The organism is Micrococcus antarcticus, from assembly GCF_044872765.1.
Classification (GTDB): domain Bacteria; phylum Actinomycetota; class Actinomycetes; order Actinomycetales; family Micrococcaceae; genus Micrococcus.
This window is the reverse complement of sequence record NZ_CP085253.1, coordinates 203,075-225,659: the sequence shown is the minus strand read 5'-3', so window position 1 is coordinate 225,659 and position 22,585 is coordinate 203,075. Positions and strand designations below refer to the sequence as shown.

Annotated in this window: 22 protein-coding genes, 1 tRNA gene and 1 other RNA gene; 12 read left to right on the top strand and 12 right to left on the bottom strand. The window is 73.5% G+C overall.

Features of this window, described 5'->3' with window-relative positions; all coding sequences use genetic code 11:
- Positions 1-90: 90 nt before the first annotated feature.
- Positions 91-474, top strand: an RNA gene (gene rnpB / locus LG274_RS01075) — RNase P RNA component class A.
- A 162-nt stretch (positions 475-636) separates the two neighbouring features.
- Here the strand turns inward: rnpB and LG274_RS01070 are convergent.
- Complete coding sequence (locus tag LG274_RS01070; protein ID WP_248115017.1) at positions 637-951, bottom strand: hypothetical protein; 315 nt, start codon at positions 949-951, stop codon at positions 637-639.
- Between the two features lie 152 nt (positions 952-1,103).
- Between LG274_RS01070 and LG274_RS01065 the strand changes: the two genes are divergently transcribed.
- On the top strand, positions 1,104-1,910 hold the full coding sequence (locus tag LG274_RS01065) for a YaaA family protein (RefSeq protein WP_298713333.1): 807 nt from the start codon (positions 1,104-1,106) through the stop codon (positions 1,908-1,910).
- A gap of 7 nt (positions 1,911-1,917) precedes the next feature.
- Here the strand turns inward: LG274_RS01065 and LG274_RS01060 are convergent, their stop codons facing one another.
- The 3 genes from LG274_RS01060 to LG274_RS01050 form a co-directional block, all read right to left on the bottom strand.
- Complete coding sequence (locus LG274_RS01060) at positions 1,918-2,865, bottom strand: reverse transcriptase-like protein (protein WP_298713327.1); 948 nt, start codon at positions 2,863-2,865, stop codon at positions 1,918-1,920.
- Positions 2,866-2,992: 127 nt separating this feature from the next.
- The gene (locus LG274_RS01055; RefSeq protein ID WP_298713324.1) at positions 2,993-3,727 is read right to left on the bottom strand and encodes a zinc ribbon domain-containing protein; all 735 of its coding nucleotides are present in this window, start codon (positions 3,725-3,727) and stop codon (positions 2,993-2,995) included.
- Entirely contained in the window at positions 3,724-4,665 is a 942-nt protein-coding gene (locus tag LG274_RS01050) for a Nif3-like dinuclear metal center hexameric protein (RefSeq protein ID WP_298713321.1), read from the bottom strand. The genes LG274_RS01055 and LG274_RS01050 overlap by 4 nt, the downstream gene beginning before the upstream one ends.
- Before the next feature lie 103 nt (positions 4,666-4,768).
- Here LG274_RS01050 and msrA point away from each other — a divergent pair, with 103 nt between their 5' ends.
- From msrA to epsC, 3 genes are all read left to right on the top strand, one after another.
- Positions 4,769-5,347, top strand: coding sequence for a peptide-methionine (S)-S-oxide reductase MsrA (gene msrA, locus LG274_RS01045; protein WP_298713319.1), 579 nt, complete (start codon positions 4,769-4,771; stop codon positions 5,345-5,347).
- Between the two features lie 70 nt (positions 5,348-5,417).
- Positions 5,418-6,353: a cysteine synthase A gene (gene cysK / locus LG274_RS01040; RefSeq protein WP_298713316.1), complete on the top strand. Its 936-nt coding sequence runs from the start codon at positions 5,418-5,420 to the stop codon at positions 6,351-6,353.
- Positions 6,354-6,414: 61 nt separating this feature from the next.
- Positions 6,415-7,002, top strand: a complete 588-nt coding sequence (gene epsC, locus LG274_RS01035; protein WP_298713313.1) for a serine O-acetyltransferase EpsC — start codon at positions 6,415-6,417, stop codon at positions 7,000-7,002.
- A 72-nt stretch (positions 7,003-7,074) separates the two neighbouring features.
- Here the strand turns inward: epsC and gndA are convergent, their stop codons facing one another.
- The 3 genes from gndA to LG274_RS01020 form a co-directional block, all read right to left on the bottom strand.
- Entirely contained in the window at positions 7,075-8,631 is a 1,557-nt protein-coding gene (gene gndA / locus LG274_RS01030) for an NADP-dependent phosphogluconate dehydrogenase (protein WP_298713310.1), read from the bottom strand.
- A gap of 80 nt (positions 8,632-8,711) precedes the next feature.
- Positions 8,712-9,626, bottom strand: a complete 915-nt coding sequence (gene ppk2, locus LG274_RS01025; protein ID WP_298713307.1) for a polyphosphate kinase 2 — start codon at positions 9,624-9,626, stop codon at positions 8,712-8,714.
- Positions 9,627-9,829: 203 nt separating this feature from the next.
- The gene (locus LG274_RS01020) at positions 9,830-10,333 is read right to left on the bottom strand and encodes a hypothetical protein (protein WP_298713304.1); all 504 of its coding nucleotides are present in this window, start codon (positions 10,331-10,333) and stop codon (positions 9,830-9,832) included.
- A gap of 289 nt (positions 10,334-10,622) precedes the next feature.
- On the opposite strand from LG274_RS01020, the gene LG274_RS01015 reads away from it, so the two are divergent.
- Positions 10,623-12,011 carry a YncE family protein gene (locus LG274_RS01015; RefSeq protein WP_298713299.1) on the top strand — a complete coding sequence of 463 codons (1,389 nt, stop codon included), beginning with the start codon at positions 10,623-10,625 and terminating at the stop codon, positions 12,009-12,011.
- Between the two features lie 91 nt (positions 12,012-12,102).
- Here LG274_RS01015 and LG274_RS01010 read toward each other — a convergent pair whose 3' ends face one another.
- Complete coding sequence (locus tag LG274_RS01010) at positions 12,103-12,462, bottom strand: branched-chain amino acid transporter permease (protein WP_248115038.1); 360 nt, start codon at positions 12,460-12,462, stop codon at positions 12,103-12,105.
- Positions 12,459-13,292, bottom strand: coding sequence for an AzlC family ABC transporter permease (locus LG274_RS01005; protein ID WP_298713296.1), 834 nt, complete (start codon positions 13,290-13,292; stop codon positions 12,459-12,461). The genes LG274_RS01010 and LG274_RS01005 overlap by 4 nt, the downstream gene beginning before the upstream one ends.
- 280 nt (positions 13,293-13,572) lie before the next feature.
- On the opposite strand from LG274_RS01005, the gene LG274_RS01000 reads away from it, so the two are divergent.
- The gene (locus tag LG274_RS01000; protein ID WP_404464882.1) at positions 13,573-14,697 is read left to right on the top strand and encodes a C40 family peptidase; all 1,125 of its coding nucleotides are present in this window, start codon (positions 13,573-13,575) and stop codon (positions 14,695-14,697) included.
- Between the two features lie 69 nt (positions 14,698-14,766).
- Here LG274_RS01000 and LG274_RS00995 read toward each other — a convergent pair.
- The 3 genes from LG274_RS00995 to LG274_RS00985 all read right to left on the bottom strand — a co-directional run bounded on the left by LG274_RS00995 (position 14,767) and on the right by LG274_RS00985 (position 15,800).
- Positions 14,767-14,840, bottom strand: a tRNA-Val gene (locus LG274_RS00995).
- Positions 14,831-15,376 carry a redoxin domain-containing protein gene (locus LG274_RS00990; protein ID WP_298713288.1) on the bottom strand — a complete coding sequence of 182 codons (546 nt, stop codon included), beginning with the start codon at positions 15,374-15,376 and terminating at the stop codon, positions 14,831-14,833. The genes LG274_RS00995 and LG274_RS00990 overlap by 10 nt, the downstream gene beginning before the upstream one ends.
- Positions 15,369-15,800 (bottom strand): DUF3052 domain-containing protein, encoded by a 432-nt coding sequence (locus tag LG274_RS00985; protein ID WP_298713285.1) that lies wholly within the window; start codon positions 15,798-15,800, stop codon positions 15,369-15,371. The genes LG274_RS00990 and LG274_RS00985 overlap by 8 nt, the downstream gene beginning before the upstream one ends.
- A gap of 268 nt (positions 15,801-16,068) precedes the next feature.
- On the opposite strand from LG274_RS00985, the gene aceE reads away from it, so the two are divergent.
- From aceE to LG274_RS00960, 5 genes are all read left to right on the top strand, one after another.
- Positions 16,069-18,819 carry a pyruvate dehydrogenase (acetyl-transferring), homodimeric type gene (gene aceE / locus LG274_RS00980; protein WP_298713284.1) on the top strand — a complete coding sequence of 917 codons (2,751 nt, stop codon included), beginning with the start codon at positions 16,069-16,071 and terminating at the stop codon, positions 18,817-18,819.
- Positions 18,820-18,958: 139 nt separating this feature from the next.
- Complete coding sequence (locus LG274_RS00975) at positions 18,959-20,149, top strand: CdaR family transcriptional regulator (RefSeq protein ID WP_298713281.1); 1,191 nt, start codon at positions 18,959-18,961, stop codon at positions 20,147-20,149.
- A 79-nt stretch (positions 20,150-20,228) separates the two neighbouring features.
- The gene (locus tag LG274_RS00970) at positions 20,229-21,146 is read left to right on the top strand and encodes an ACP S-malonyltransferase (RefSeq protein WP_298984503.1); all 918 of its coding nucleotides are present in this window, start codon (positions 20,229-20,231) and stop codon (positions 21,144-21,146) included.
- Positions 21,147-21,198: 52 nt separating this feature from the next.
- Entirely contained in the window at positions 21,199-22,251 is a 1,053-nt protein-coding gene (locus tag LG274_RS00965) for a beta-ketoacyl-ACP synthase III (protein WP_248115046.1), read from the top strand.
- Between the two features lie 61 nt (positions 22,252-22,312).
- Positions 22,313-22,558, top strand: a complete 246-nt coding sequence (locus tag LG274_RS00960) for an acyl carrier protein (RefSeq protein ID WP_248115047.1) — start codon at positions 22,313-22,315, stop codon at positions 22,556-22,558.
- Positions 22,559-22,585: the final 27 nt, after the last annotated feature.

Here is a 22,585-nt window from a genome sequence, read left to right as displayed (position 1 = left end):
ACCTCGTCGTCCGCGGACACCCCCATTCTATGCGGAGCCGCCCGCGCGCACGGGCCCGGGGCGTCCGGCCGGGTAGAGTGGCAGGCCGGGACGGATCAGCGGACGGCCGCGTGCCCGCTCCATGAGCGGGCGCGAGGAAAGTCCGGGCACCGCAGAGCAGGATGGTGGGCAACGCCCACCCGGGGAGACCCGCGGGCCAGTGCCACAGAGAGAAGACCGCCTCCGCGCCTCGGCGCGGCGGTGAGGGTGAAAGGGTGGTGTAAGAGACCACCAGCGGCCCCGGTGACGGGGTCGGCTAGGTAAACCCCATCCGGTGCAAGGCCGAACAGGGCGCGTCACGAGGGCTGCTCGCCCCAGCGTCCGGGTTGGCCGCTCGAGCCCGTCAGCAATGGCGGGCCCAGATGGATGGCCGTCACCCCGCGGGGGGCAACCCGCGCGGGGACACAGAACCCGGCTTACAGCTGGTCCGTCCCCTCATCCATCCCCCGGCGCGCCGCGCGCGCCCGGGTCCGACGCTGCAGCGCCTTGGCCACGCCGAACACCGTGACGGCGAGGAAGAACAGCACGAGCAGTCCGCCGACGAGGGCGATGAGGATCTCCACGGGGGCTCCTGGAATCGGGGAACGGGGCGGCGGTTCAGAGGGCGTCGTCGTCGCGGAGACGTTCGAAGCGGAGCTCGATGACGTGCTCGCGCTCGATGCGGTCCACGAGTCCGTACCCGTACATCTCGCCCAGCGAGACGACCGTGGCCAGCGTGGGCCGACGGCGGTCCCGCGGCCACTCCAGGCTCACCCGGTCCGCGCCCGTGAAGGTGCGCTCCCGCAGGCGGGTCTCCACCTCCGAAGAGCGGGTGCGCGTGCGTCCGCTCGAGCGCACGCCGACGGCGATCGCGGCGGCCATGGCCAGCAGGGCGGCGGGGAAGACCCACGCATAGACGGCCATCGTCTCCATGGGGCCTCCCGGGCTCGTCGCGGCGCCGGCCCGCCGTCTGCGGACCGTCCGCCCCCACTCTGCCAGTCCGCGACGACGGAGCCCACCCGGGTGGGCGGGAATCGCCGTGGGCGGACGGGCCGGCGACGGGTCCTGCTGACTAGGCTGGACCGGTGCTGATCCTGCTGCCGCCCTCCGAGGCCAAGACCCCGCCCCGCTCGGGGGCGCCCCTGGACCTCGCCTCCCTCGCGCTCGCCGATTCGCCGGACGTCTCGGGCGCACGCGAGGAGCTGCTGGACCGCGTCGCCGCGGCGTCCGTACGTCCGGACGCACTGGAGCTGCTCGGTGTCGGGGCGTCGCTCGCGGCGGAGGTGGCCGCGAACCGCACCCTGCGGGATGCCCCCGCGGCGCCGGGGCACCGCGTGTACACGGGCGTGCTCTTCGACGCCCTCGACCACGCCTCGCTCTCCCCCGCCGCCAAGCGGCGGGCCCGCACGGACGTCCTGGTGTTCTCGGCGCTCTTCGGCGCCACCTCCTTCGCGGACCGCATCCCCGCCCACCGCCTGTCGGCCGGGGCGCGACTGCCGGAGATGCCCGGCCTGGCCGCGTGGTGGCGGCCCCGGCTGACGCCCGCCCTGGACACCCTGGCCGACTGCGCCGGCGGCCCCGTGGTCGACTGCCGCTCGGGGGGCTACGCCGCCCTCTGGAAGGCCCCGGCCGCGCGGACCGTGGGCGTGGACGTGCTGCAGCTGCGCGAGGGTCGGCGCACCGTGGTCTCCCACTTCGCCAAGCACACCCGCGGCCTCGTGGCCCGCGCGCTGCTCGAGGCGGGCCCCCGCGCCGCGTCCACGCCGGAGCGCGCGGCGGACGTGGTGGCCGCGGCCGGGGCGGGCGACGGCGGACCGCAGTGGGAGGTGGAGCTCGACGCCCCGACGGACGCGAGGGCCGGCTCCCTGCGGGTGGTGCTGCCCGAGTCCTGACGCCGGCTCAGTCCCCCGTGGCCACGAGCTCCACCTCGAAGCCGTCGGCCGTCTCGAGGTAGGCGGCGTAGTGGTCGGGCCCGCCGGCATGGGGGTGGCGGTCCGCGAACAGGAGACGGAAGCCCCGTTCCCGCGCAGCGGCGGTGAGCTCGTCGACGCGGGCGCGGGACCCGGCCTGGAAGGCGAGGTGGTTCAGCCCCGGGCGGGTGCGCTCGTGCGCCCCGCCGCTCACGTCCGGCCCGGCCTCGAGCACGAGGTAGTGGCCCGCGCCCTGGTAGGTCTGGCCCCCGTCCCAGCCGCCGTGCAGCACGTAGCCGAGCTGGGTGAACAGCCAGCCGAGGGTCCGGGTCGCGGCGTCCAGGTCCGCCACCCAGACCTCCACGTGGTGCAGCGAGCCGGTCGGACGCGGTCCCGATTCCGTCGCGGGAGCGGCGTCGGCACGCTCGTCCGCGGCGGCCTCCGGGGCGGCGGCGCGCTCGTCGTCGTCGGCCCGCGGCGCGGCGACCGCTATCTTCGAGGCGCCGGCGTCCCAGGACCCGCCGCGCGCGCCCGCGTCCATGGCCTCGTTCGAGAGCTGGTCGGCGTCCTTGTTCTTGGCCCGCGGGATCCACTCGTACGTCACGCGGCCCGCCGGGGCGATCGCCCGGGCGTCGGCGGCGAGGCGGCGCATGTCCTCGTGCTTGATCTTCCAGCGCCCGGACATCTGCTCGACCACGAGCTTGGAGTCCATGAGCACGTGCACGCGCGCGGTGGGGTCGATCATCGCCGCCATCCGCAGACCGGCCACGAGGCCCGAGTACTCGGCCACGTTGTTGGAGGCCCTGCCGAGCGGCGCCGCGTCCGTCATGAGGACCTCGCCGGTGGCGGGGTCGCGCACGAGCGCGCCGTAGCCGGCCACGCCGGGGTTGCCGCGGGAGCCGCCGTCGGCCTCGACCTGCAGGACTCGTTCCGCCACCACGGCCTCCTCGTCTCACCGGGCGCGCCGGGCGGCGCGCCGACCCTCCACTGTACTGATGGGCGCGTCGGCACGCGCCGGGCAGCGCTGCGCCGCACCGTGCAGAACCCCGCCGACGTCGGCGAGCTCAGCCGCGCACGAGGATCGCGCCCGACTCCGGGCAGCGCGCCACGGCCTCGGGCGGCAGCGCCGTGATCCGGGCGATGTCGGCCGGGGAGAGCTCCATGCCGGTCGCGCTGGAGCAGCGTCCCATGAGGCGCGCGGCCCCGATGCCCCCGTTGGCCTCGCGGGCCTTCTCGTAGAGGGCGAGGAGCGGGGCGGGGAGCAGGCCCGCGAGGGCGGCACGGCGGGCCGTGAGCTCGCGCCCCTCGAGGGTGACCTGCTGGCCCGTGGCGCGCAGGTGGGCCACCCGCTCGCCGACGGCGTGACGGGCCTCCGCCAGGCTCGCCTGCGCCGCGCGGACGGCCTGCTCGGCGGCGTCCGCGGACTGCATCGCCACGAGGGCGGCCTCCTCGTGCTCCGCCAGGAGGGCCTCGAGCGTCTGCTCCTCATGGGCCAGGCCCTCGAGGTCGCGGGAGGAGGTGCCGGATGCGGCGAGCCGCTCCCGGGTGCGGTCACGGCGGGCGCGCGTGGCCGCGGCCTTCTCCGAGGCGGAGGCCGCCTGCCGGTCGGCCTCCTCGGCCGCGGCGGTGGCGTCCGCGAGCGCCGCCTCAGCGGCGCGGTCCGCCTCCTGGCGGTCTGCGTGCTCGGCGTCGGTGCGCAGGCGCGCAAGCGCGGTCCTGGCCTGGAGGATCCGGGTGTCCAGGTCCTGCAGCTCCAGGAGCCTTGCCTGGACGGCGGGGGGCGCTGTCAGAGCGGTCACGGTGCGTTCCTCTCGGTGATGACGTAGTCCCACGGGTCGGTCACCCGGGTGGACACGATCGACTCGACGGTGCGGCCCGCCGCGCGCAGGGCCTCCTCGAGGGCGCGGGCGCCCACGGGCAGCCACAGCCACTCGCTCGCCCAGTGGGAGACGTCCACGAGGAACGGGCGGCCGCCCGTGAGACGGGCGGCCTCGCGCGCCTCGGAGGCCGGGTGGTGGCGCAGGTCGGCGGTCACGTACGCGTCTGCCCCGCTCGCGCGCACGGCGTCGAACAGACTGTCCCCCGCACCGCCGCACACCGCCACGGTGCGGACCTCGCCCTCGGCGTCCCCGGCTGCGCGCACCCCGCCGGCGACGCCGGGCAGCACCCGGTGCACACGGCCCGCCAGCTCCGCGAGGCTCACGGGGGCGGGCAGCACGCCGACGCGGCCGATGCCCTCCGCGTCCGTGCCGGACCCGGCCGGCTGCAGCGGCCGCAGGTCCTCAAGGCCGATCGCCTGGGCGAGCACGTCGGAGACTCCGCCCACGGCCGAGTCCGCGTTGGTGTGGGCGGCCACGAGCCCGATGCCGTGCTCGATCAGGGTGTGGAGGAGCTCTCCCTTGTACGCCGCACCATGCCCCGTGGCGGCCACGCTGGTCACCCCGCGCAGCAGGAGGGGGTGGTGCGTGATGACGAGGTCGGCACCGGCCTCCACGGCCTCGTCCACCACCGTGCGCACGGGGTCCACGGCCCACAGGATGCGCCGCACGGACGCCTCGGGTCGGCCGGCCACCGGCCCCACGGCGTCCCAGGATTCGGCGAGGGAACGGGGCCAGAGCCGCTCGACGTGCTCGAGCACCTCCGCGAGCGTGGGCGCCGCGTCGTCCGCGGCCCGCCGGTCGGGTCCGCGCCGCTCGCCGAAGAGGGGGCCGTGGGAAGCTGTGCGCTGACCGGTCATGGGGTCATGATGGACCACCGCAGCCCCCTCCCGCACTCCCTCCCGCCCGCTCGAGTCGGCGGGCGCGGGAATGAACCCGGGAGCGGGGTTGCTGTCTCCGGACATGACCGCGTTCGAACTGCCCTCGCCCGAGCCCACCGCCGCGCCCGCCGACCCCCGCGAGCTCACGCTGGCCGGAGGGTGCTTCTGGTGCCTCGACGCCGTGTACCGCCGCGTGCGGGGCGTCCTGGAGGTCGAGTCCGGGTACACGGGCGGCCACGTTCCCGCGCCGGACTACGAGGCCGTGTGCACCGGGACCACCAGCCATGCCGAGGCCGTGCGCGTGCGGTTCGACGCCGCCGTCGTGCCCGCCGAGGTGATCATGGACCTCTTCTTCACGGGCCATGACCCGACCTCGCTGAACCGCCAGGGCCACGACGTCGGCACGCAGTACCGCTCCGCGGTGTTCGCCCGCGACGAGGAGGAGGCCCGCTTCTACGAGCGCGAGGTCGCCCGCGCGCAGGAGAACTACGATCGCCCGATCGTCACCACCGTCGAGCCCGCGGGTCCGTGGTTCCCCGCCGAGGACGTCCACCAGGACTTCTACACCCGTCGCCCCGGCAACGGCTACTGCCAGGTGGTCATCGACCCGAAGCTCGCGCGCGTCCGCCGACGCTACGCCGCGTGGCTCACCGAGGGCTGAGTCCCGCTCCCCCGGCATAGCCTGGCCCCGACCCTTCCCACCCCGTACCACTCACTCAGGAGGTCCCCCCATGGCCCGCATCCTCGACGACATCACCCAGGCGGTCGGCAGCACGCCGCTCGTGCGTCTCAACCGGCTGACGGAGGGCCTGCCCGGCGACGTGGCCGTCAAGGTGGAGTTCTACAACCCGGCCAACTCGGTCAAGGACCGCATCGGCACCGCCATCGTGGACGCCGCCGAGGCGTCCGGCGCGCTGGCGCCCGGGGGGACCATCGTGGAGGGCACCTCCGGCAACACCGGCATCGCCCTGGCCATGGTGGGAGCCGCCCGCGGCTACCGTGTGATCCTCACGATGCCCGAGACGATGTCCACGGAGCGACGCGTGATGCTCAAGGCCTTCGGCGCGGAGATCGTGCTCACCCCCGGCGCCGAGGGGATGCGCGGCGCCCTCGAGCGCGCGCAGGAGATCGTCCGCACCACCCCGAACTCCATCTGGGCCCAGCAGTTCGCCAACGAGGCCAACGTGCAGGCGCACTACACCGGCACCGGCCCGGAGATCTGGGACGCCTCGGACGGCGCGGTGGACGTGTTCGTCGCCGGCGTGGGCACGGGCGGCACCATCACCGGCGCCGGCCGCTACCTGCGCGAGCAGAAGTCGGACGTGAAGCTCATCGCGGTCGAGCCGGCCGACTCGCCCATCCTCTCCGGCGGCAAGGCCGGCCCCCACAAGATCCAGGGGATCGGCGCCAACTTCGTCCCGGAGATCCTGGACACCGAGCTGTACGACGAGGTGTATGCCGCCTCCTTCGAGGAGTCCCTCGAGGTCGCGCGCGAGCTGGGCCGCAAGGAGGGCATCCTCGGGGGCATCTCCACCGGCGCGATCGTCTCCGCCGCGCTGAAGGAGGCCGCCAAGCCGCAGAGCGAGGGCAAGCTGATCGTCGCGGTCGTGTGCGACTTCGGCGAGCGCTACATCTCCACGCCCCTGTTCGAGGACATCCGCGGCTGACCGCCGCCGCCCTCCTCTGCGCACGCACCCCGCTCCCCCGTCACCGAAAGGGCCTGACCCCTTGGGCTTCATCTCCCGCTTGAAGGAAGACATCGCCACCGTCCGCAGCCACGACCCGGCCGCGCGCGGCGATCTCGAGGTGGCCCTCGTGTACTCGGGGCTGCACGCCGTGTGGTCGCACCGCGTGGCCCACCGGATGTGGCGCCACGACCGCCTCAAGACGCCGGCTCGCTTGCTCTCCCAGGCGACGCGCGCCCTGACGGGGATCGAGATCCACCCGGGTGCGACCATCGGCCGACGCTTCTTCGTCGACCACGGCATGGGCGTGGTCATCGGCGAGACCGCCGAGGTGGGCGACGACGTGATGCTCTACCACGGCGTCACCCTCGGCGGCCGCTCGCTCGAGAGGGTGAAGCGCCACCCCACCCTGCGCGACGGCGTGGTGGTCGGCGCGGGGGCGAAGATCCTCGGCCCCGTGGAGATCGGCGAGGGCACCGCGGTGGGCGCGAACGCCGTCGTCGTGAAGGACACCCCGGCGGACGCCATCGCCACGGGCATCCCGGCCACGTACCGGCTGCGCTCATGCGAGGAGGAGACGGCGCCCCTCGTGGACCCGGCCGAGTTCGTGGAGCCGGCCCTCTACATCTGAGCCCGCTCATGACGGCGCCCTGCACCCCCGGCTCGGGGGTGCAGGGCGCGGCCGATTCCGCGGCGTGACTCGTCAGGCCGTGGGGTCGCCCTCGGCGGGCTGCGGCATGACGACGGGCACGCCGTCGCCGTCCACCTCCGTGCGGTCCCCGGACCACAGGGTGTGGAACGAGCCCTCTCGGTCCGTGCGGCGGTAGGTGTGGGCGCCGAAGAAGTCGCGCTGGCCCTGGATGAGGGCGGCGGGCAGGCGGTCGGCGCGCAGGCCGTCGTAGTACGCGAGGGCGGAGGAGAAGACCGGCACGGGCACGCCGGCGGAGATCGCGGCGCCCACCACGCGGCGCCACGCGGGCAGCGCGTCGGCGATCGCGCGGGTGAACTCGGGGGCGAACAGCAGGTTCAGCGGCTGGCCCTCCGCGCGGGTGCCCGGCTCGGGGTGGCGGTCGGTGTCCCGGCCGCCGAACGCCGTCATGATGACGTCCAGCAGGTCGGCACGGATGATGCAGCCGTCGCGCCACAGGGAGGCGATGGTGCCGAGGTCCAGCGACCAGCCGTACTCGGCCGCGGCGGCGGAGAGCATGTCCAGGCCCTGCGCGTAGGCCACGAGCTTGGAGGCGAAGAGCGCCTGGCGCACGTCCTCCACGAACTGCTCGCGGTCGGCGTCGGCCACGCCCGCGCCGTCGACGCCCGCCACGAGGGTCTCGCGGGCGATCTCCCGGACCTCTCGCTGCGAGGAGAGCGAGCGGGCGAAGACCGACTCGGCGATCGCCGCGACGGGCGCGCCGACGTCGAGGCCCGAGATGGCGGTCCAGCGGCCGGTGCCCTTCTGGCCGGCCTCGTCCACGATCACGTCGATCAGCGGGCGGCCCGTGGCGGCGTCGGTCTGGCGCAGCACCTCGGCCGTGATCTCGATGAGGTAGGAGGACAGCTCGGTGCGGTTCCACGCGTCGAACACGGCGGCCTGCGCGGCGGGCTCGATGCCGGCCACGCGGCGCAGCAGGTCGTGGGCCTCGCCGATGACCTGCATGTCCGCGTACTCGATGCCGTTGTGGACCATCTTCACGTAGTGGCCGGCGCCGTCCGTGCCGACCCAGGCGCAGCAGGGCTCGCCGCCGTACTGGGCGGCGATCCGCTCCAGCATGGGGCCGACCGCGGCGTAGGACTCCTTCGGGCCGCCCGGCATGATGGCGGGCCCGTTCAGCGCGCCCTCCTCGCCGCCGGAGACCCCGACGCCGACGAAGTGCAGCCCCTGGGCGGCGAGCGCGGCCTCGCGGCGGCGCGTGTCCTCGTAATGGGAGTTGCCGGCGTCGATGACGATGTCGCCCTCCTCCAGGAGGGGCACGAGCTGGTCGATGACCGCGTCGACGGGGGCGCCGGCCTTGACCATGATCAGCACGCGGCGCGGCACGGCGAGGGAGGCGACGAGCTCCTCGAGCGAGCCCGTGGCCACGAACTCGCCCTCGTGGCCGTGCTCGGCCACGAGCTGGTCCGTCCGGCCGCGGCTGCGGTTGTGGAGGGCCACGGTGTAGCCGTTGCGCGCGAAGTTGCGGGCCAGGTTGGCCCCCATCACCGCGAGCCCGGTGACGCCGATGTCCGCGGTGCCGGCGAGGGCGGTGGTCGTCTGCTCGGTCATGCCTGAGGAGCCTCCTGTGCGGGGGTGGATGCGTGCGGGGGCGGAGTCCCGCCCGCCCCCGCCAGCCTAGCGGCCGAGGGTCAGTCCCCGACGGCGTCGCGGCCGCGGCGGATGATCAGCGGGTCCGGCTCACCGACGACCTCGTGGTCCTTGCCCTCGTACTCGAACTGCGTGAGGAAGTAGCGCATGGCGTTGAGCCGGGCGCGCTTCTTGTCGTTCGAGCGGATGGAGATCCACGGGGCGTGGTCCGTGTCCGTGTGCAGGAACATCGCCTCCTTGGCGTCCGTGTAGGCCTCCCAGCGGTCCAGGGACTCGAGGTCCATGGGCGAGAGCTTCCACTGGCGGACGGGGTCGATCTGCCGGATCGCGAAGCGGGTGCGCTGCTCGGTCTGGGTCACGGAGAACCAGAACTTCGTGAGGTGGATGCCGTCGTCCACCAGCATCTTCTCGAAGAGGGGCACCTGGTTCATGAAGCGGCGGTACTGCTCGTCCGTGGAGAAGCCCATGACGCGCTCGACGCCGGCCCGGTTGTACCAGGAGCGGTCGAAGAGCACCATCTCGCCCACCGTGGGGAAGTGCTGGATGTAGCGCTGGAAGTACCACTGGCCCTGCTCGCGGTCCGAGGGCTTGTTGAGCGCGACGACCCGGGCCATGCGGGGGTTGAGGTGCTCCGTGAAGCGCTTGATGGTGCCGCCCTTGCCGGCGGCGTCCCGGCCCTCGAACACGAGGATGTGGCGCTGGCCCGTGTCCTCGGACCAGTACTGCAGCTTCAGCAGCTCGATCTGGAGGCGGTACTTCTCCAGCTCGTACTCCTCGCGGGACATCCGCTCCCCGTACGGGTAGTCCTCCTTCCACGTCTCCACGGCGCGGCCCTGGGGGTCGATCAGGTCCGGGTCGTTGGTGTGACCGTCGGTGACCGTGTAGCCGCCGTCCCGCAGCTTGTCGATGAACTCACGGAGGTTCTCGCGGGGGGCGTCGGGCTGCAGCAGCTCCATGGGCCTTCTCCTTCGGTGGGGTGAGGTCGCGGAGCGGCGGCGCCGCCGCTCCGGGGCTCCGGCGCGGGGTTCGCGCGGGCCGTACTGGCTCCCATTATGGTCCGGAGCCCGGACACGGCCGTGGAGTGGGTCGTCCCGCGAGATGAACAGCCGGTGAACCCTGCCGCTCCGTCGAAGGGCGACAGCGGCCGGCCCGGGCAGGGTCAGCGCCGGCGCACGGCTCCGACGAGCTCGTCCACGGCCGCCACGGCGGCCCGAGCCGCGTCGACGTCCGCGAACTCGGCCACCGCGTCGTCGTAGCGCGCGTGACCGGGGAGCTTGAGGCCGACGCTCGCGCCGTCCACGGCGGGGAGGATCCAGAGCCGGGCCCGCGCGTCCACCTCGCGGCCCTGCGCGAGGTCATCCTCCTCGAAGTCCTTCTCATAGCCGACCCACTCGACGCCGGGCCGGGCGGTGTCGGCGCCGTCGAGCACGTCCGTCCCGCCCATCCGCAGGTAGGTGACCGACTGCAGCAGGGCGTCCACCGTGCGCGCGGCGGCCCGCCCGGCGAGCTCGTCCTGGAAGACGGCCAGGCGGCGCCAGCCGCCGTCGTCGTTGAGGAGCAGGAGCGTCTGCGCGGCCTCCGGTGCGCTCACGATGGCGAGATGGCGCGCGCGGCCCTGGGCGTCGGCGGGCAGCTTCCAGAAACCGAGGGGCGTGGCGGACATGGGGCACCTCTTCAGGGGGACGTGCGGGGTGGGGCCTCCCACCCTACGCGGACGATGGCGCCCCGGCGGGCGCCCCGGCGGCCGCCGCCATCGCCTGGCGCATCGTCCGCACCCGCGTGGGCCTTGAGCTCGGGACTGTCCCTCCTGGGGCATGGTCCGACCCTCCTGGAGGACGTGGGTCGGACCGAGACCCAGGGCACTTCGCCCCTGCCGTCTCGCTACGATTGAGCTGTGTTCGGCGACGCCGTCGGACGTGCCGACCGACCACCTCACCCTTGGAGACCCCCCCATGCCTCGACTGCACCGCGTCCACGAGACTGCCGACATCGCCGCCGACGCTCGTGCTCCGCGCGGCGTCGACGCCGCCCGCCCCCGGGCGCTGCGGCCCGCCGCCGCACTGCTCACCGTGGGCCTGCTGCTCACCGGCTGCGCCGGCACGGACGGCGGGCAGACGGAGAACGGGCAGGGAGCCAGCGCCTCCGCCACCCAGGACGGCGGCTCCGGGAAGGGTGACGCCGGCGCAGCTGCCTCCACCCGTGGCCAGGCCAGTGAGGCGCAGGGCCAGGCCGAGGAGTCGGTCTCCGAGGATCCGGCCGACTTCCCGGCGTCCAACACCACCACGCTGACGCACGTGGAGACCATCGAGGACCCCGGCCTGTCGTCGAAGTCGGTGGTCTCCAACCAGCACGGGCTCGTGATCGCCAACAACATGATGTACCGGCACAACGTCATGCTCCTCGACACCCGGAGCCGCGAGGTGGTCCAGACCCTCGAGGACACCGTGGACACGGACACGATGGGCATCGACGGTCTGTCCGGCGTGGTCAGCGGCTCCCCGGTGGAGGCAGCGTGGACCCAGGACGGCCAGTACGCCTATGTCACCAACTACCAGCTGACCGGCGGGGTGGGCACGGGCACCAAGCCGGATGACAACTGCACCGCCGGCTCGGCGATCGCCCCCTCCCTGGTGTACCGGTACTCGGTGAAGGACAAGAAGTGGGACGCCGCCTACCGGGTGGGCCGGGTGCCCAAGTACGTGGCTCTGTCCCCCGACGATTCCCGCCTGCTGGTCGCCAACTGGTGCGACGCGACCCTGTCCGTCCTCGACACCGGGTCCGGGGAGACCGAGCACACCATCCCCCTGGACACCATGCCTCGCGGCACCGTCGTGCTGCCGGACAACAAGACCGCCTACGTCACCGCGATGTGGGCGGACAAGCTCTTCCGCGTGGACCTGGAGGCCGGCACCGCCGAGGTGGTCCTGCACACCGGCCCCCAGCCGCGCCACCTCACCCTGTCCCCGGACGGGAAGACCCTCTACATGACGGTCGCCGGCGCCGACCAGATCGTGAAGCTGGACGCCGCGACCGGCACGGTCCTCGCCACGGCGTCGGCCGGGGATGAGCCGCGCTCCATGGACATCTCCGCGGACGGCACGGCGCTGTACGTCGTCAACTACGAGGCCTCCACGGTGACCAAGATCGATGCCGAGACCCTCGAGATCCTCGACACGAAGCCGGCCGGCGAGAACACCGTCGGCGTCACCTACGACAAGCCCACCGGCCAGGTCTGGGTGGCCAACTACGGCGGCACCCTCGACGTCTACGACGACACCGATGGCGTCGGCCCGGGTGCCGGCGGCTCCGCGCAGCCCTCGACCGACACCGCAGGGAATTGACCGCGACCCGGCCGGTCACACCGGAGAGGACCGGCCGGGCAGAGGCCTCCTTGGGCAGGCGACGTCGGCGGCGTCCCGCTCGGCGGGCGTCTCAGAGGGCCAGGTTCACGAGCAGCACGTAGGCCAGCGTCCCCGCCCCGATGGACAGCAGGGTGCGCCGCCCGCCGAGCAGGTGGACGAGCACGGTCACGGCGCTCGCCGCGAGCGCGCAGCGGATGCGCGGCCAGTCGACCGGGTCGCCGGGGGCGAGGGCGGCGGAGTCGAGGATCATCACGACCGCGAGGATCGTCAGGATCCCGGCGGGCATCCACACGGCCAGGCGCGCCACGAGTCCGGACTCGCGAAGCGGGCGCAGCAGGGCGAACGGCAGGGCTCGCAGCAGGAAGGTCACGCCGCCGGACACCAGGGCCGCCGCCACGATGTACCCGGGGTGCACGGCCCCGTCGATCATCGTCCCCCCTCCCCGTCCGCCCCTGTGGGCCCGCCCGGCTCACCGCCCGCGGCCCGGGGAGCCGGGGCGCCGAGCGCATGGACCGCCGGCAGCGGCAGGGCCACGCCGCTCTCGGCGGCGACGTGCGCCGCCACCAGCGCCGCCGCGAACCCGAGGAACGAGGCGACCAGCAGCGCGCCCGGCGCGACGACGAGCCCCACCCCGACGGCGGCCGCCGCAGCGAGCACGAGCGGGACGTGGCGGCGGGTGCGGGCGGCGTCGAGGGCGAGGACGATGAACAGCGCGGTGAGCGCGAACTCGAGGCCCTCCACCGGCGCCGGCAGCAGCCCCGCCGCCGCGACACCCACGAGACCGCCGGCCACCCAGTACAGGTGGAGGCTGATCTGGGTGGCGAGCAGGCGCGGGGCCGTCCAGCCGCGGGGATGGGCGGCGGTGATGGCATAGGCCTCGTCGATGAGCCCGCCCATCGAGTACAGCCGCGCCAACGGGTTCCGCACCACACGCAGCGGGAAGCTGAACGCATAGAACACGTGCCGGAAGTTGAGCAGGAACACGGTCACGGCGATCCCCACCAGGGACGTCCCGGCGACGAGCAGGCTCACCATGAGCAGCTCCACCGAGCCGGCGAACACCACCACGGACAGCAGCGGGGCCGTCCACCCAGGCAGGCCGGCCTGCACGACGAGCATCCCGAAGGCCACGCCCAGCGGCACCAGTCCCAGCCCCGCCGGCCCGGACAGGCGGATCCCCTCAGCCACCTCGGCGCGGCGGGACGGCGGGGCGTCCGGCGCGCCGGACGCCGCGCACGATGACGGTGTGACCTCACTCATGGTCGGCCCAGCGTGCCACAGCCCGTGCGCTCCCTCCGCCGCGACGACGCACGGTGACGAGACGGCGCGGCGCGGGTGATGCCCCGCAGGGCCACCTCCCGAGGAATCCGCGGTGGGGCGGACCACCCGCTACGCTTGCTGATGACACCCGGCCGCCCGCGCAGCACGCCGCCGGACCTCCACCACCGGACGTGCCGCACCACCCTGGACCTCTCGCGAGCCGAACGCCGAGGGGTCCTGTCACGTCCGGAGGGGGCCCACAGACGAGGAGAACCACCGCGTGGAAGCCATCTCAGAACGCCCGCTCACCCGCCGCCGCACCCTGCGGGGGCTCGGCGGCGCCGGAGCCGTCGGCGCCCTGTGGCTGACGGGCTGCGCCACCGCGCCGACGACCTCCGCCCAGCAGACCGCCTCGTCGGCCGCGGCGTCGTCCGCGTCCCCCGTCGCGGAGACGGGGATCAAGGACCTCGCCGTGGGCGAGGACCCCGTGGTGCGCACCTCCATGACGACCGCCTGGCTCAAGCCCGGCCAGGGCCGCGGCTGGACGGACGAGCCCGTCATCAAGGCCGACGCCCGGCCGGACCAGTGGCTCTCCCGCATGGACGTGGCCCAGCAGCGAGGGCTGCTCGGCCGCACCGACACCCAGGCCGCCCTCGGCTCCCGCGTCACCGTCCGAGAGCTCTCCGGGGACTGGGTGAAGGTGAGCTTCCTGGACCAGGCCGCGCCGAACGATCACGGCCATCAGACCAGCTGGGTGCCGCGCGCCCACGTCGTGCGTGATCTCGGCTTCCTCTCCGCCCAGACGGCCGACGGCGCCCAGGTGGTGCGCGTGACCGCGGACAGCACCGGCGTGTTCGACGGCGAGGGCATGGAGCAGACCCTCGTGGTCGTGCCCTTCGACACCCGTCTGCCGCTGCTGGAGCAGGGCGAGAAGGCCTCGAAGATCCTGCTGCCGAACGAGCGCGAGGGCTGGATCGCCAGCGCAGACGTGGCGGTGGGCCAGCCCGCCCTCGGCACGGTCGAGCAGGTCTTCGAGACCGCGCGTTCCTTCGACGGGACGCCGTATCTGTGGGGCGGCATCAGCCCGTTCGGCATCGACTGCTCCGGCTTCACCTACACGGTGCTGCGCTCGCACGGCATCCTGCTGCCCCGCGACGCCGGCCCCCAGCTGAACCACTCGGGCCTGCCGAAGGTCTCCGCCGACGACCTCACCCCCGGCGACCTGCTGTTCTACTCACTCGTGCCCGGCGGCGAGAAGATCCGCCACGTCGCCCTGTACCTCGGCAAGGGACACGGCATCCACGCCCCCTTCGTGGGGCGACCGGTCTGCATCGAGACGCTGCAGGAGATCAACATCAAGCGCGACTACGCCGGCGCGGTGCGTCCCCGGTACGCCGAGGCCTGACGGCGGGCCCGCGCGGCCGACGACGACGGCCCCGGGACCAGGCGCATGGTCCCGGGGCATCGACACGAGTGGACCCAGAGGGACTTGAACCCCCGACCTGCTCGGTGTAAGCGAGCTGCTCTAGCCGACTGAGCTATAGGTCCGCGCTGCGCTCCAGGGTACCGGTGCGGCGCAGGTGCTCCCGCGTCGCCGCCTCGTGCGCGCTCCGCGAGCGCGCCCGGCCCGGCTCGGCGGCCACCCTGGCAACCTCGACGCCGGTCGCGTCCAGGAGCACGGAGACCCGTCGCGCCCGCCCCGTCTCCGGGTCGAACGCATCGCACGCAGCGGCCGCGGCCCCGTGGGGCCAGAAGTCGGAGAGCAGCGTGAGCCGCTCCCCCAGGCCCAGGTCCTCGCGCACGCGGCGCAGCACCGGAGCGGCGTCGCACGCGATCACCCGCACCCCGACGTCCACCGCGGCGAGCTCCTGCGCGAGGTCCGCGAGCCAGGCGAGCTCGCCGGTGCACACCGGGGTGAACGCCCCGGGGAGGAACGCCAGCCAGGTCGCCCGGGGCCGGCCGACTCCGTCGTCCGGATGCGGCACGCCGTCCGGTGTGGCGAGCGGGGGGAACGACCAGGACTGTCCGTGGTCGTCCCGCAGCGCCGGGGCCGCAGCCACCGCGCTTCTGCGCAGCTCAGCCACCGCGCTTCTGCACGAGCCTCTGGGCGGCCCAGTCGGCGCTCACGCCGGAGCCCGTGGTGGGGTGCAGCCCGGCCGTGGAGGCCGCCTCCTGCACGTCCGCCGGCGGCACGTGGCCCGGGCGGCCCGTGCGGGGCGTCATGATCCAGAGGGGGCCGGCGTCGAGGGAGCGCTGGGCGTCCACCAGGGCGTCGGCGAGGTCTGTGACGTCCCCCTCATCCGAGCGCCACCAGAAGAGGACGGCGTCCGCGGGCTCCTGGTCCTCCTCGGTCAGCAGCTGCTCCCCGAGCGCCGCCTCGAGGGCGGCGCGGAAGCCGTGGTCGACGTCGTCCTCGAACCCCCACTCCTGCACCAGGTCGCCCGGCGCCAGGCCGAGCTCCTCGAGCCGTGCCTGAGCAGCCGGGGTCTCCTGCGGCCCTGCCTCCATCGTGTGCGGTCCTCCTCCGGGACGGGACATGCGCCCCGTGCGGGGCGCGCGCCGTGCGTGTGCGTGACACGGCCCACCCTACGCCCGTGCGTCCGGGGCCTCCGGGTCCCAGACCACGCGCGCAGCCCACGGACGGCGCTAGGCTGGGCGCGACAGGCGCCCGTCCGCCGGAGCGAGTCCGGGGGCGCGGCGCGGCAGTGCGGGCGTATCCCGCCAGTGCAGCAGCACCGACGCGGAGCATCCCTCCGCACGAACACCAGGAGGCACCGTGAGCGCAGCCGAAGAGAGCTCCCAGATCCTGAGCGGTCTGACCAACCAGCTCCCGGACAAGGACCCGCAGGAGACCGCGGAGTGGATCGAGTCCTTCGACGGGCTCGTGGAGGAGCGCGGGACGGAGCGGGCGCAGTACATCATGCGCACCCTCATGCAGCGCGCCGGCGCCCAGTCGGTCGCCCTGCCCCACGTGACCACCACGGACTACGTGAACACCATCCCGGCCGACCAGGAGCCCGAGTACCCGGGCGACGAGGAGCTGGAGCGCCGGTACCGCAACTACCTGCGCTGGAACGCCGCGGCGATCGTGCAGCGCGCGCAGCGCGAGGGCATCGGCGTGGGCGGCCACATCTCCTCCTACGCCGGCCAGGCCACCCTGTACGAGGTGGGCCTGAACCACTTCTTCCGCGGGCAGGACCACCCCGGCGGCGGCGACCACATCTTCTTCCAGGGGCACTCCTCCCCGGGCAACTACGCGCGTGCCTTCCTCGAGGGCCGCCTCGCCGAGGAGGACCTGGACGGCTTCCGTCAGGAGAAGTCCAAGGAGGGCCACGCGCTCCCCTCCTACCCGCACCCGCGCATGAAGCCGGACTTCTGGCAATTCCCGACGGTCTCCATGGGCCTCGGCCCGATGAACGCCATCTTCCAGGCGCAGACCAACCGCTACCTCCACCACCACGGCATCAAGGACACGTCCGAGCAGCACGTGTGGGCGTTCCTCGGCGACGGCGAGATGGACGAGCCGGAGTCGCGCGGCCAGCTGCACATCGCCGCCAACGACAAGCTGGACAACCTCACCTTCGTGGTCAACTGCAACCTTCAGCGCCTCGACGGGCCCGTGCGCGGCAACGGGAAGATCGTCCAGGAGCTGGAGTCCTACTTCCGCGGCGCGGGCTGGAACGTCATCAAGGTCCTCTGGGGCCGCGAGTGGGATCCGCTGCTCGAGGCCGACGACGAGGGCGAGCTCGTGCGCATCATGAACGAGACGCTCGACGGCGACTTCCAGACCTACAAGGCCGAGTCGGGCGCCTTCGTGCGCGAGCACTTCTTCGGCCGCTCCTCCACCACCAAGGAGCTGGTGGCGGACATGAGCGACGACGAGATCTGGGGCCTCAAGCGGGGCGGGCACGACTACAAGAAGGTGTACGCCGCCTACAAGGCCGCGATGGAGCACAAGGGCCAGCCCACCGTCATCCTGGCCCACACCATCAAGGGCTACGGCCTCGGCAAGTCCTTCGAGGGCCGCAACTCCACCCACCAGATGAAGAAGATGACGGCGGACGACATCAAGGTCTTCCGCGACCGTCACCGCATCCCGGTCTCCGACGAGGTCATCGACAAGAACCCGTACGAGATCCCGTACTACAAGCCCGACGCGGACTCCCCGGAGATGAAGTACCTCATGGAGCGCCGCAAGGAGCTCGGAGGGTTCGTCCCCGAGCGCCGCGCGGACTACCACCGCATCCCGCTGCCCCCGGAGTCGGCCTACAAGCAGGCCCGCAAGGGCTCGGGCAAGCAGCAGGCCGCCACCACCATGGCCTTCGTGCGCCTGCTGAAGGACCTGATGCGGGACAAGAACCTGGGCTCGCGCTTCGTGCCGATCATCCCGGACGAGGCCCGCACCTTCGGCATGGACTCGTTCTTCCCCACGGCGAAGATCTACAACCCCAAGGGCCAGAACTACCTGTCCGTGGACCGCGACCTGTTCCTCTCCTACAAGGAGTCGCCGCAGGGCAAGCTCTACCACGTGGGCATCAACGAGGCCGGCGCCACCGCGGCCTTCAACGCCCTCGGCACGGCGTACTCGACGCACGGCGAGCCCATGATCCCGATCTACATCTTCTACTCGATGTTCGGGTTCCAGCGGACGGCGGACAGCATCTGGGCGGCGGCCGACCAGCTCGCTCGCGGCTTCATGATCGGCGCCACCGCGGGTCGCACCACGCTCGCGGGCGAGGGCACCCAGCACATGGACGGCCACTCGCCGGTCCTGGCGGGCACCAACCCGGCCGTGAAGCACTACGACCCGGCGTACTCGTACGAGATCGCGCACATCGTGCGCCAGGGCCTCGAGGACATGTACGGCGACCACGACCGCGGCGACGCGGTGCGCAATGTCATCTACTACCTCACGGTGTACAACGAGCCGATCGTTCACCTCGACGAGCCGGAGGACCTGGACGTGGACGGCCTGCTCAAGGGCATCTACCGCCTCTCCGAGGGCCAGGGCGACGGGCCGAAGGTCCAGCTCCTGGGCTCCGGCGTGGCCCTGCCGTGGGCGGTCGACGCGCAGCGCATCCTCGCCGAGGACTGGGGCGTGAGCGCCGACGTGTGGTCCGTGACCTCGTACAACGAGCTCTACCGCGACGCCGTCGCGGCCGAGAAGGACGCCCTCAAGGACCCCAGCGCCCCGGTGCGCACCCCGTTCGTGACGGAGAAGCTCGCGGGCGCCGAGGGCCCCGTGGTGGCCACCTCGGACTACACCACGTCCTGGGCCAACCAGATCCGGCCGTTCGTGACCCAGCGCTTCAGCGCGCTGGGCGCCGACGAGTTCGGCTTCGCCGACACCCGCTCGGCGGCGCGCCGCTACTTCCACATCGACACGCACTCCATGGTGGTGCGCGCCCTGCAGCTCCTCGAGCAGGAGGGCACGGTCGAGGAGGGCACCGCGGCGAAGGCGCACTCGATGTACCGGCTCAGCGACGTCAACGCGGGCACCACCGGCAACGCCGGCGGCGACGCCTGAGGTCCCCGGCCGGCGCCCGTTCGTCGGCCCGCCCCGACGGCCGGTCGTCCTCCCCACGCGGGGAGGTCGGCCGGCCGTCGTCGTCCCCGCTGTAGGAACCCCACAACCGGGCGCGTCGCGGGCCCCTAGGATGCTGTGCATGCCCGAACCCCGCGCCGCCGCGCCCCGCCCCGTCAGCGCCGAGGGTGTCGATCGGCTGCGCCGCCACCTGGGGGCCCTCAACACCACCGTCCTGCAGCGCCTCGACGCGACCCTGCCCTGGTACCGCGAGCTCACCCCGGACGAGCGCAGCGCGCTCGGACTCGTGGCCCAGCGGGCCCTGCAGGGCCTCGTGGTGTGGTGCGAACGGCCGGCGGCCGGCGCGGACACCGTCCTCCAGGACGTCTTCGGGCCAGCCCCCACCGACCTCAGCCGCGCCGTGTCCCTCCAGCATGCCCTCCAGCTCATCCGCACCATGGTGGAGGTCGTCGAATCCACCGTCCCGGACCTCGTCGCGGAGCGGGACCAGGCCGCGATGCGCGAGCACATCCTGCACTACTCGCGGGAGATCGCCTTCGCCCTCGCGGACGTCTACGCGCGGGCCGCGGAGATGCGCGGGGCCATGGACTCCCGGCTCGAGGCGGTCCTGCTCGACGCCGTGCTGCGCGGCCAGGACCCGGACGAGATCCGCCACCGCGCCACCGCGCTCGGCTGGCACGACGACCACTGCGTGATGGTCATGGCCGGCTCCGCCCCGGGCGAGGACCAGCCCGCCTACGTGCCCGGGCTGCGCCGCGCGGCGGCCCGCCTCGACTGCGACCTCCTGGTGGGCGTGCAGGCCGAGCGTCTCGTCCTCGTCCTCGGCTCGGTCACCGACCCCCGGGCCGCCGCCGAGGCGCTCACCCCGTGGTTCGCCGCCGGACCCGTGATCGCGGGCCCCGCGGTGGACTCGCTCGTGGAGGCGCACGTCTCCGCCCACCACACGCTCGCCGGGCTCGGCGCCGCGGCGGCGCACCCGCGCGCCCCCCGCCCGACGCCGTCCGGGGACCTCCTGCCGGAGCGCGTGCTGATGGGCGACCCCTCCGCTCGCGAGGCGCTCGTGGACGGTGTCTGGGCACCCCTCGCCGACGCCGGCTCCTCGCTCCTCGAGACCGTGGACACCTACCTGGCCCTCGGCCGGTCCCTCGAGGCCACCGCCCGCGAGCTCTACGTGCACGCGAACACCGTCCGCTACCGGCTCCGGCGGGTCAGCGAGCTGACCGGGTGGGACCCGCTCGTGCCGCGCGACGCCTACGTGCTCCAGACCGCGATCGCCGTGTCCCGCCTCGCCGAGGGCCGCCCACTCTTGTAGGAACCCTCCAAACGCCTCCGTGCGGGTTCGTGCCTGCAGCGGGAGGCGGGAGGCGCGCCCGCCTGACACGATGGAGGGCATGCTCGCGATCGTGTGCCCCGGACAGGGCTCCCAGACCCCCGGCTTCCTCGCCCCCTGGCTCGAGATGGACGGGACCCGTGAGCTCCTGGAGGAGCTCTCCGACGCCGCCGGTGTGGACCTGGTCCGCCACGGCACGGTCTCGGACGAGGAGACCATCAAGGACACCGCGGTCGCCCAGCCGCTCATCGTCGCGGCGGGGCTCGTCGCCGGATCCATCCTCGAGGGGGACGCCTCCGACCCCGCCACCACCGTCCTCGCCGGCCACTCCGTCGGCGAGATCACCGCCTCCGGCCTGGCGGGCGTCCTCTCCCCCGCAGAGTCGCTCGCGCTCGTCCGCGTCCGCGCCACGGGCATGGCCGAGGCCGCCGCCGCCACGCCCACCGGCATGGCCGCCGTCGTGGGCGGGGACCAGGAGGAGGTGCTGGCTGCCATCGAGGCCGCCGGCCTCACCCCGGCCAACGTCAACGGCGCCGGCCAGGTGGTGGCGGCGGGCACCCTCGAGGCGCTCGCCGACCTGAGCGCCCCGGCCCGGGCGCGCGTGATCCCCCTGAAGGTGGCCGGCGCGTTCCACACCGAGCACATGTCCCCCGCCGTGGACGCCCTGGCGGCCCACGTGCGCACGCTCTCCCCGGCCGATCCGCGGCTTCCCCTGCTCTCCAACCGGGACGGCGCCGCCGTCGCCTCGGGCGCCGAGGTCCTGGAGCGGATCGTGGACCAGGTGACGCGCCCGGTGCGGTGGGACCGGTGCATGGACGCCCTCGCCGAGCGCGGCGTCACCGGTGTCCTCGAGCTCCTGCCCGGCGGTACGCTGACGGGACTGGCCAAGCGCGGCCTGAAGGGCACCGCCACGCTGGCGCTGAAGAGCCCCGAGGACCTGGACGCGGCCCGCGCGTTCCTCGCCGAGCACTCAGCCTGAGCACCGCCGCCCCCCTCCCGCGCAGAGACGAACAGACGCAGAGAAGAGCATCATGACCGTCACCCTCAAGCAGCTGGACCGCCCCGCGGCGAGCCGCATCGTCGCCGTCGGCGCCTGCCGTCCCGCGAACCTCGTGCCGAACGAGGACCTCGTGGGGCCCATCAACTCCTCCGACGAGTGGATCCGGCAGCGCACGGGCATCGTCACGCGCCAGCGCGCGACCGCGGACCAGACCGTGGTCTCAATGTCCGTCGACGCGGCCCGGGAGGCCCTCGCCTCCGCCGGACTGGAGGGCTCGGACCTCGACGCCGTCATCGTCTCCACCGTGACCTTCCCCCACGCCACCCCCTCGGCCGCAGCCCTGGTGGCCCACGAGATCGGCGCGACCCCCGCCCCCGCCTACGACGTCTCCGCCGCGTGCGCGGGCTACTGCTACGGGGTGGCCCAGGCCGACGCGCTGGTGCGGGCCGGCACCGCGAAGCACGTGCTCGTGGTGGGCGTGGAGCGCCTCTCCGACGTCATCGACCCCACGGACCGCTCCATCTCCTTCCTGCTGGGCGACGGCGCGGGCGCGGTGATCGTCTCCGCCTCGGACGAGCCCGGCATCTCCCCCTCGGTGTGGGGCTCGGACGGCGAGCGCTGGGAGACCATCTCCATGACCCGCTCACAGCTGGACGTGCGCGACGCCGTCGAGCACGCCCGCACCACCGGCGACGCCTCCGCGATCACCGGCGCCGAGGAGATGCTCTGGCCGACCCTGCGCCAGGACGGGCCCTCCGTGTTCCGCTGGGCCGTGTGGTCCATGGCGAAGGTGGCCCGCGAGGCGCTGGACCGCGCCGGCGTCGAGCCGGGCGACCTGGCCGCCTTCATCCCGCACCAGGCCAACATGCGCATCATCGACGAGTTCGCCAAGCAGCTGGCGCTGCCCGAGTCCGTGGTGGTGGCCCGGGACATCGCCGACGCGGGCAACACCTCCGCCGCGTCCATCCCGCTGGCCATGCACCGCCTGCTCGCCGAGCACCCCGAGCTCTCGGGCGGCCTCGCCCTCCAGATCGGCTTCGGCGCCGGCCTCGTCTACGGAGCCCAGGTGGTGCGCCTCCCCTGAGGCGTGCGCATCTGATTCACTGACCCAGTACACCGAAACACCTACCTGAAGGAGACGCCCCATGGCTTCCAAGGAAGAGATCCTCGCCGGCCTCGCCGAGATCGTGAACGAGGAGACCGGCCTCGACACGGCCGACGTGCAGCCGGAGAAGTCGTTCACCGACGACCTCGACATCGACTCGATCTCCATGATGACCATCGTGGTCAACGCCGAGGACAGGTTCGGGGTGAAGATCCCGGACGAGGAGGTCAAGAACCTCAAGACCGTCCAGGACGCCGTGGACTTCATCGACGGCGCCCAGGCCTGATCCAGGCCCACCCCGTGCGGAGGGCCT

Excerpts from the sequence above, each read along its gene's own strand:
- LG274_RS01070 (WP_248115017.1), bottom strand. The coding sequence starts at position 951 with ATGGAGACGATGGCCGTCTATGCGTGGGTCTTCCCCGCCGCCCTGCTG.
- LG274_RS01050 (WP_298713321.1), bottom strand. The coding sequence starts at position 4,665 with ATGACCGGTCAGCGCACAGCTTCCCACGGCCCCCTCTTCGGCGAGCGG.
- msrA (WP_298713319.1), top strand. The coding sequence starts at position 4,769 with ATGACCGCGTTCGAACTGCCCTCGCCCGAGCCCACCGCCGCGCCCGCC.
- cysK (WP_298713316.1), top strand. The coding sequence starts at position 5,418 with ATGGCCCGCATCCTCGACGACATCACCCAGGCGGTCGGCAGCACGCCG.
- gndA (WP_298713310.1), bottom strand. The coding sequence starts at position 8,631 with ATGACCGAGCAGACGACCACCGCCCTCGCCGGCACCGCGGACATCGGC.
- ppk2 (WP_298713307.1), bottom strand. The coding sequence starts at position 9,626 with ATGGAGCTGCTGCAGCCCGACGCCCCCCGCGAGAACCTCCGTGAGTTC.
- LG274_RS01020 (WP_298713304.1), bottom strand. The coding sequence starts at position 10,333 with ATGTCCGCCACGCCCCTCGGTTTCTGGAAGCTGCCCGCCGACGCCCAG.
- LG274_RS01015 (WP_298713299.1), top strand. The coding sequence starts at position 10,623 with ATGCCTCGACTGCACCGCGTCCACGAGACTGCCGACATCGCCGCCGAC.
- LG274_RS01010 (WP_248115038.1), bottom strand. The coding sequence starts at position 12,462 with ATGATCGACGGGGCCGTGCACCCCGGGTACATCGTGGCGGCGGCCCTG.
- LG274_RS01005 (WP_298713296.1), bottom strand. The coding sequence starts at position 13,292 with ATGAGTGAGGTCACACCGTCATCGTGCGCGGCGTCCGGCGCGCCGGAC.
- LG274_RS00985 (WP_298713285.1), bottom strand. The coding sequence starts at position 15,800 with ATGGAGGCAGGGCCGCAGGAGACCCCGGCTGCTCAGGCACGGCTCGAG.
- LG274_RS00975 (WP_298713281.1), top strand. The coding sequence starts at position 18,959 with ATGCCCGAACCCCGCGCCGCCGCGCCCCGCCCCGTCAGCGCCGAGGGT.
- LG274_RS00970 (WP_298984503.1), top strand. The coding sequence starts at position 20,229 with ATGCTCGCGATCGTGTGCCCCGGACAGGGCTCCCAGACCCCCGGCTTC.
- LG274_RS00965 (WP_248115046.1), top strand. The coding sequence starts at position 21,199 with ATGACCGTCACCCTCAAGCAGCTGGACCGCCCCGCGGCGAGCCGCATC.
- LG274_RS00960 (WP_248115047.1), top strand. The coding sequence starts at position 22,313 with ATGGCTTCCAAGGAAGAGATCCTCGCCGGCCTCGCCGAGATCGTGAAC.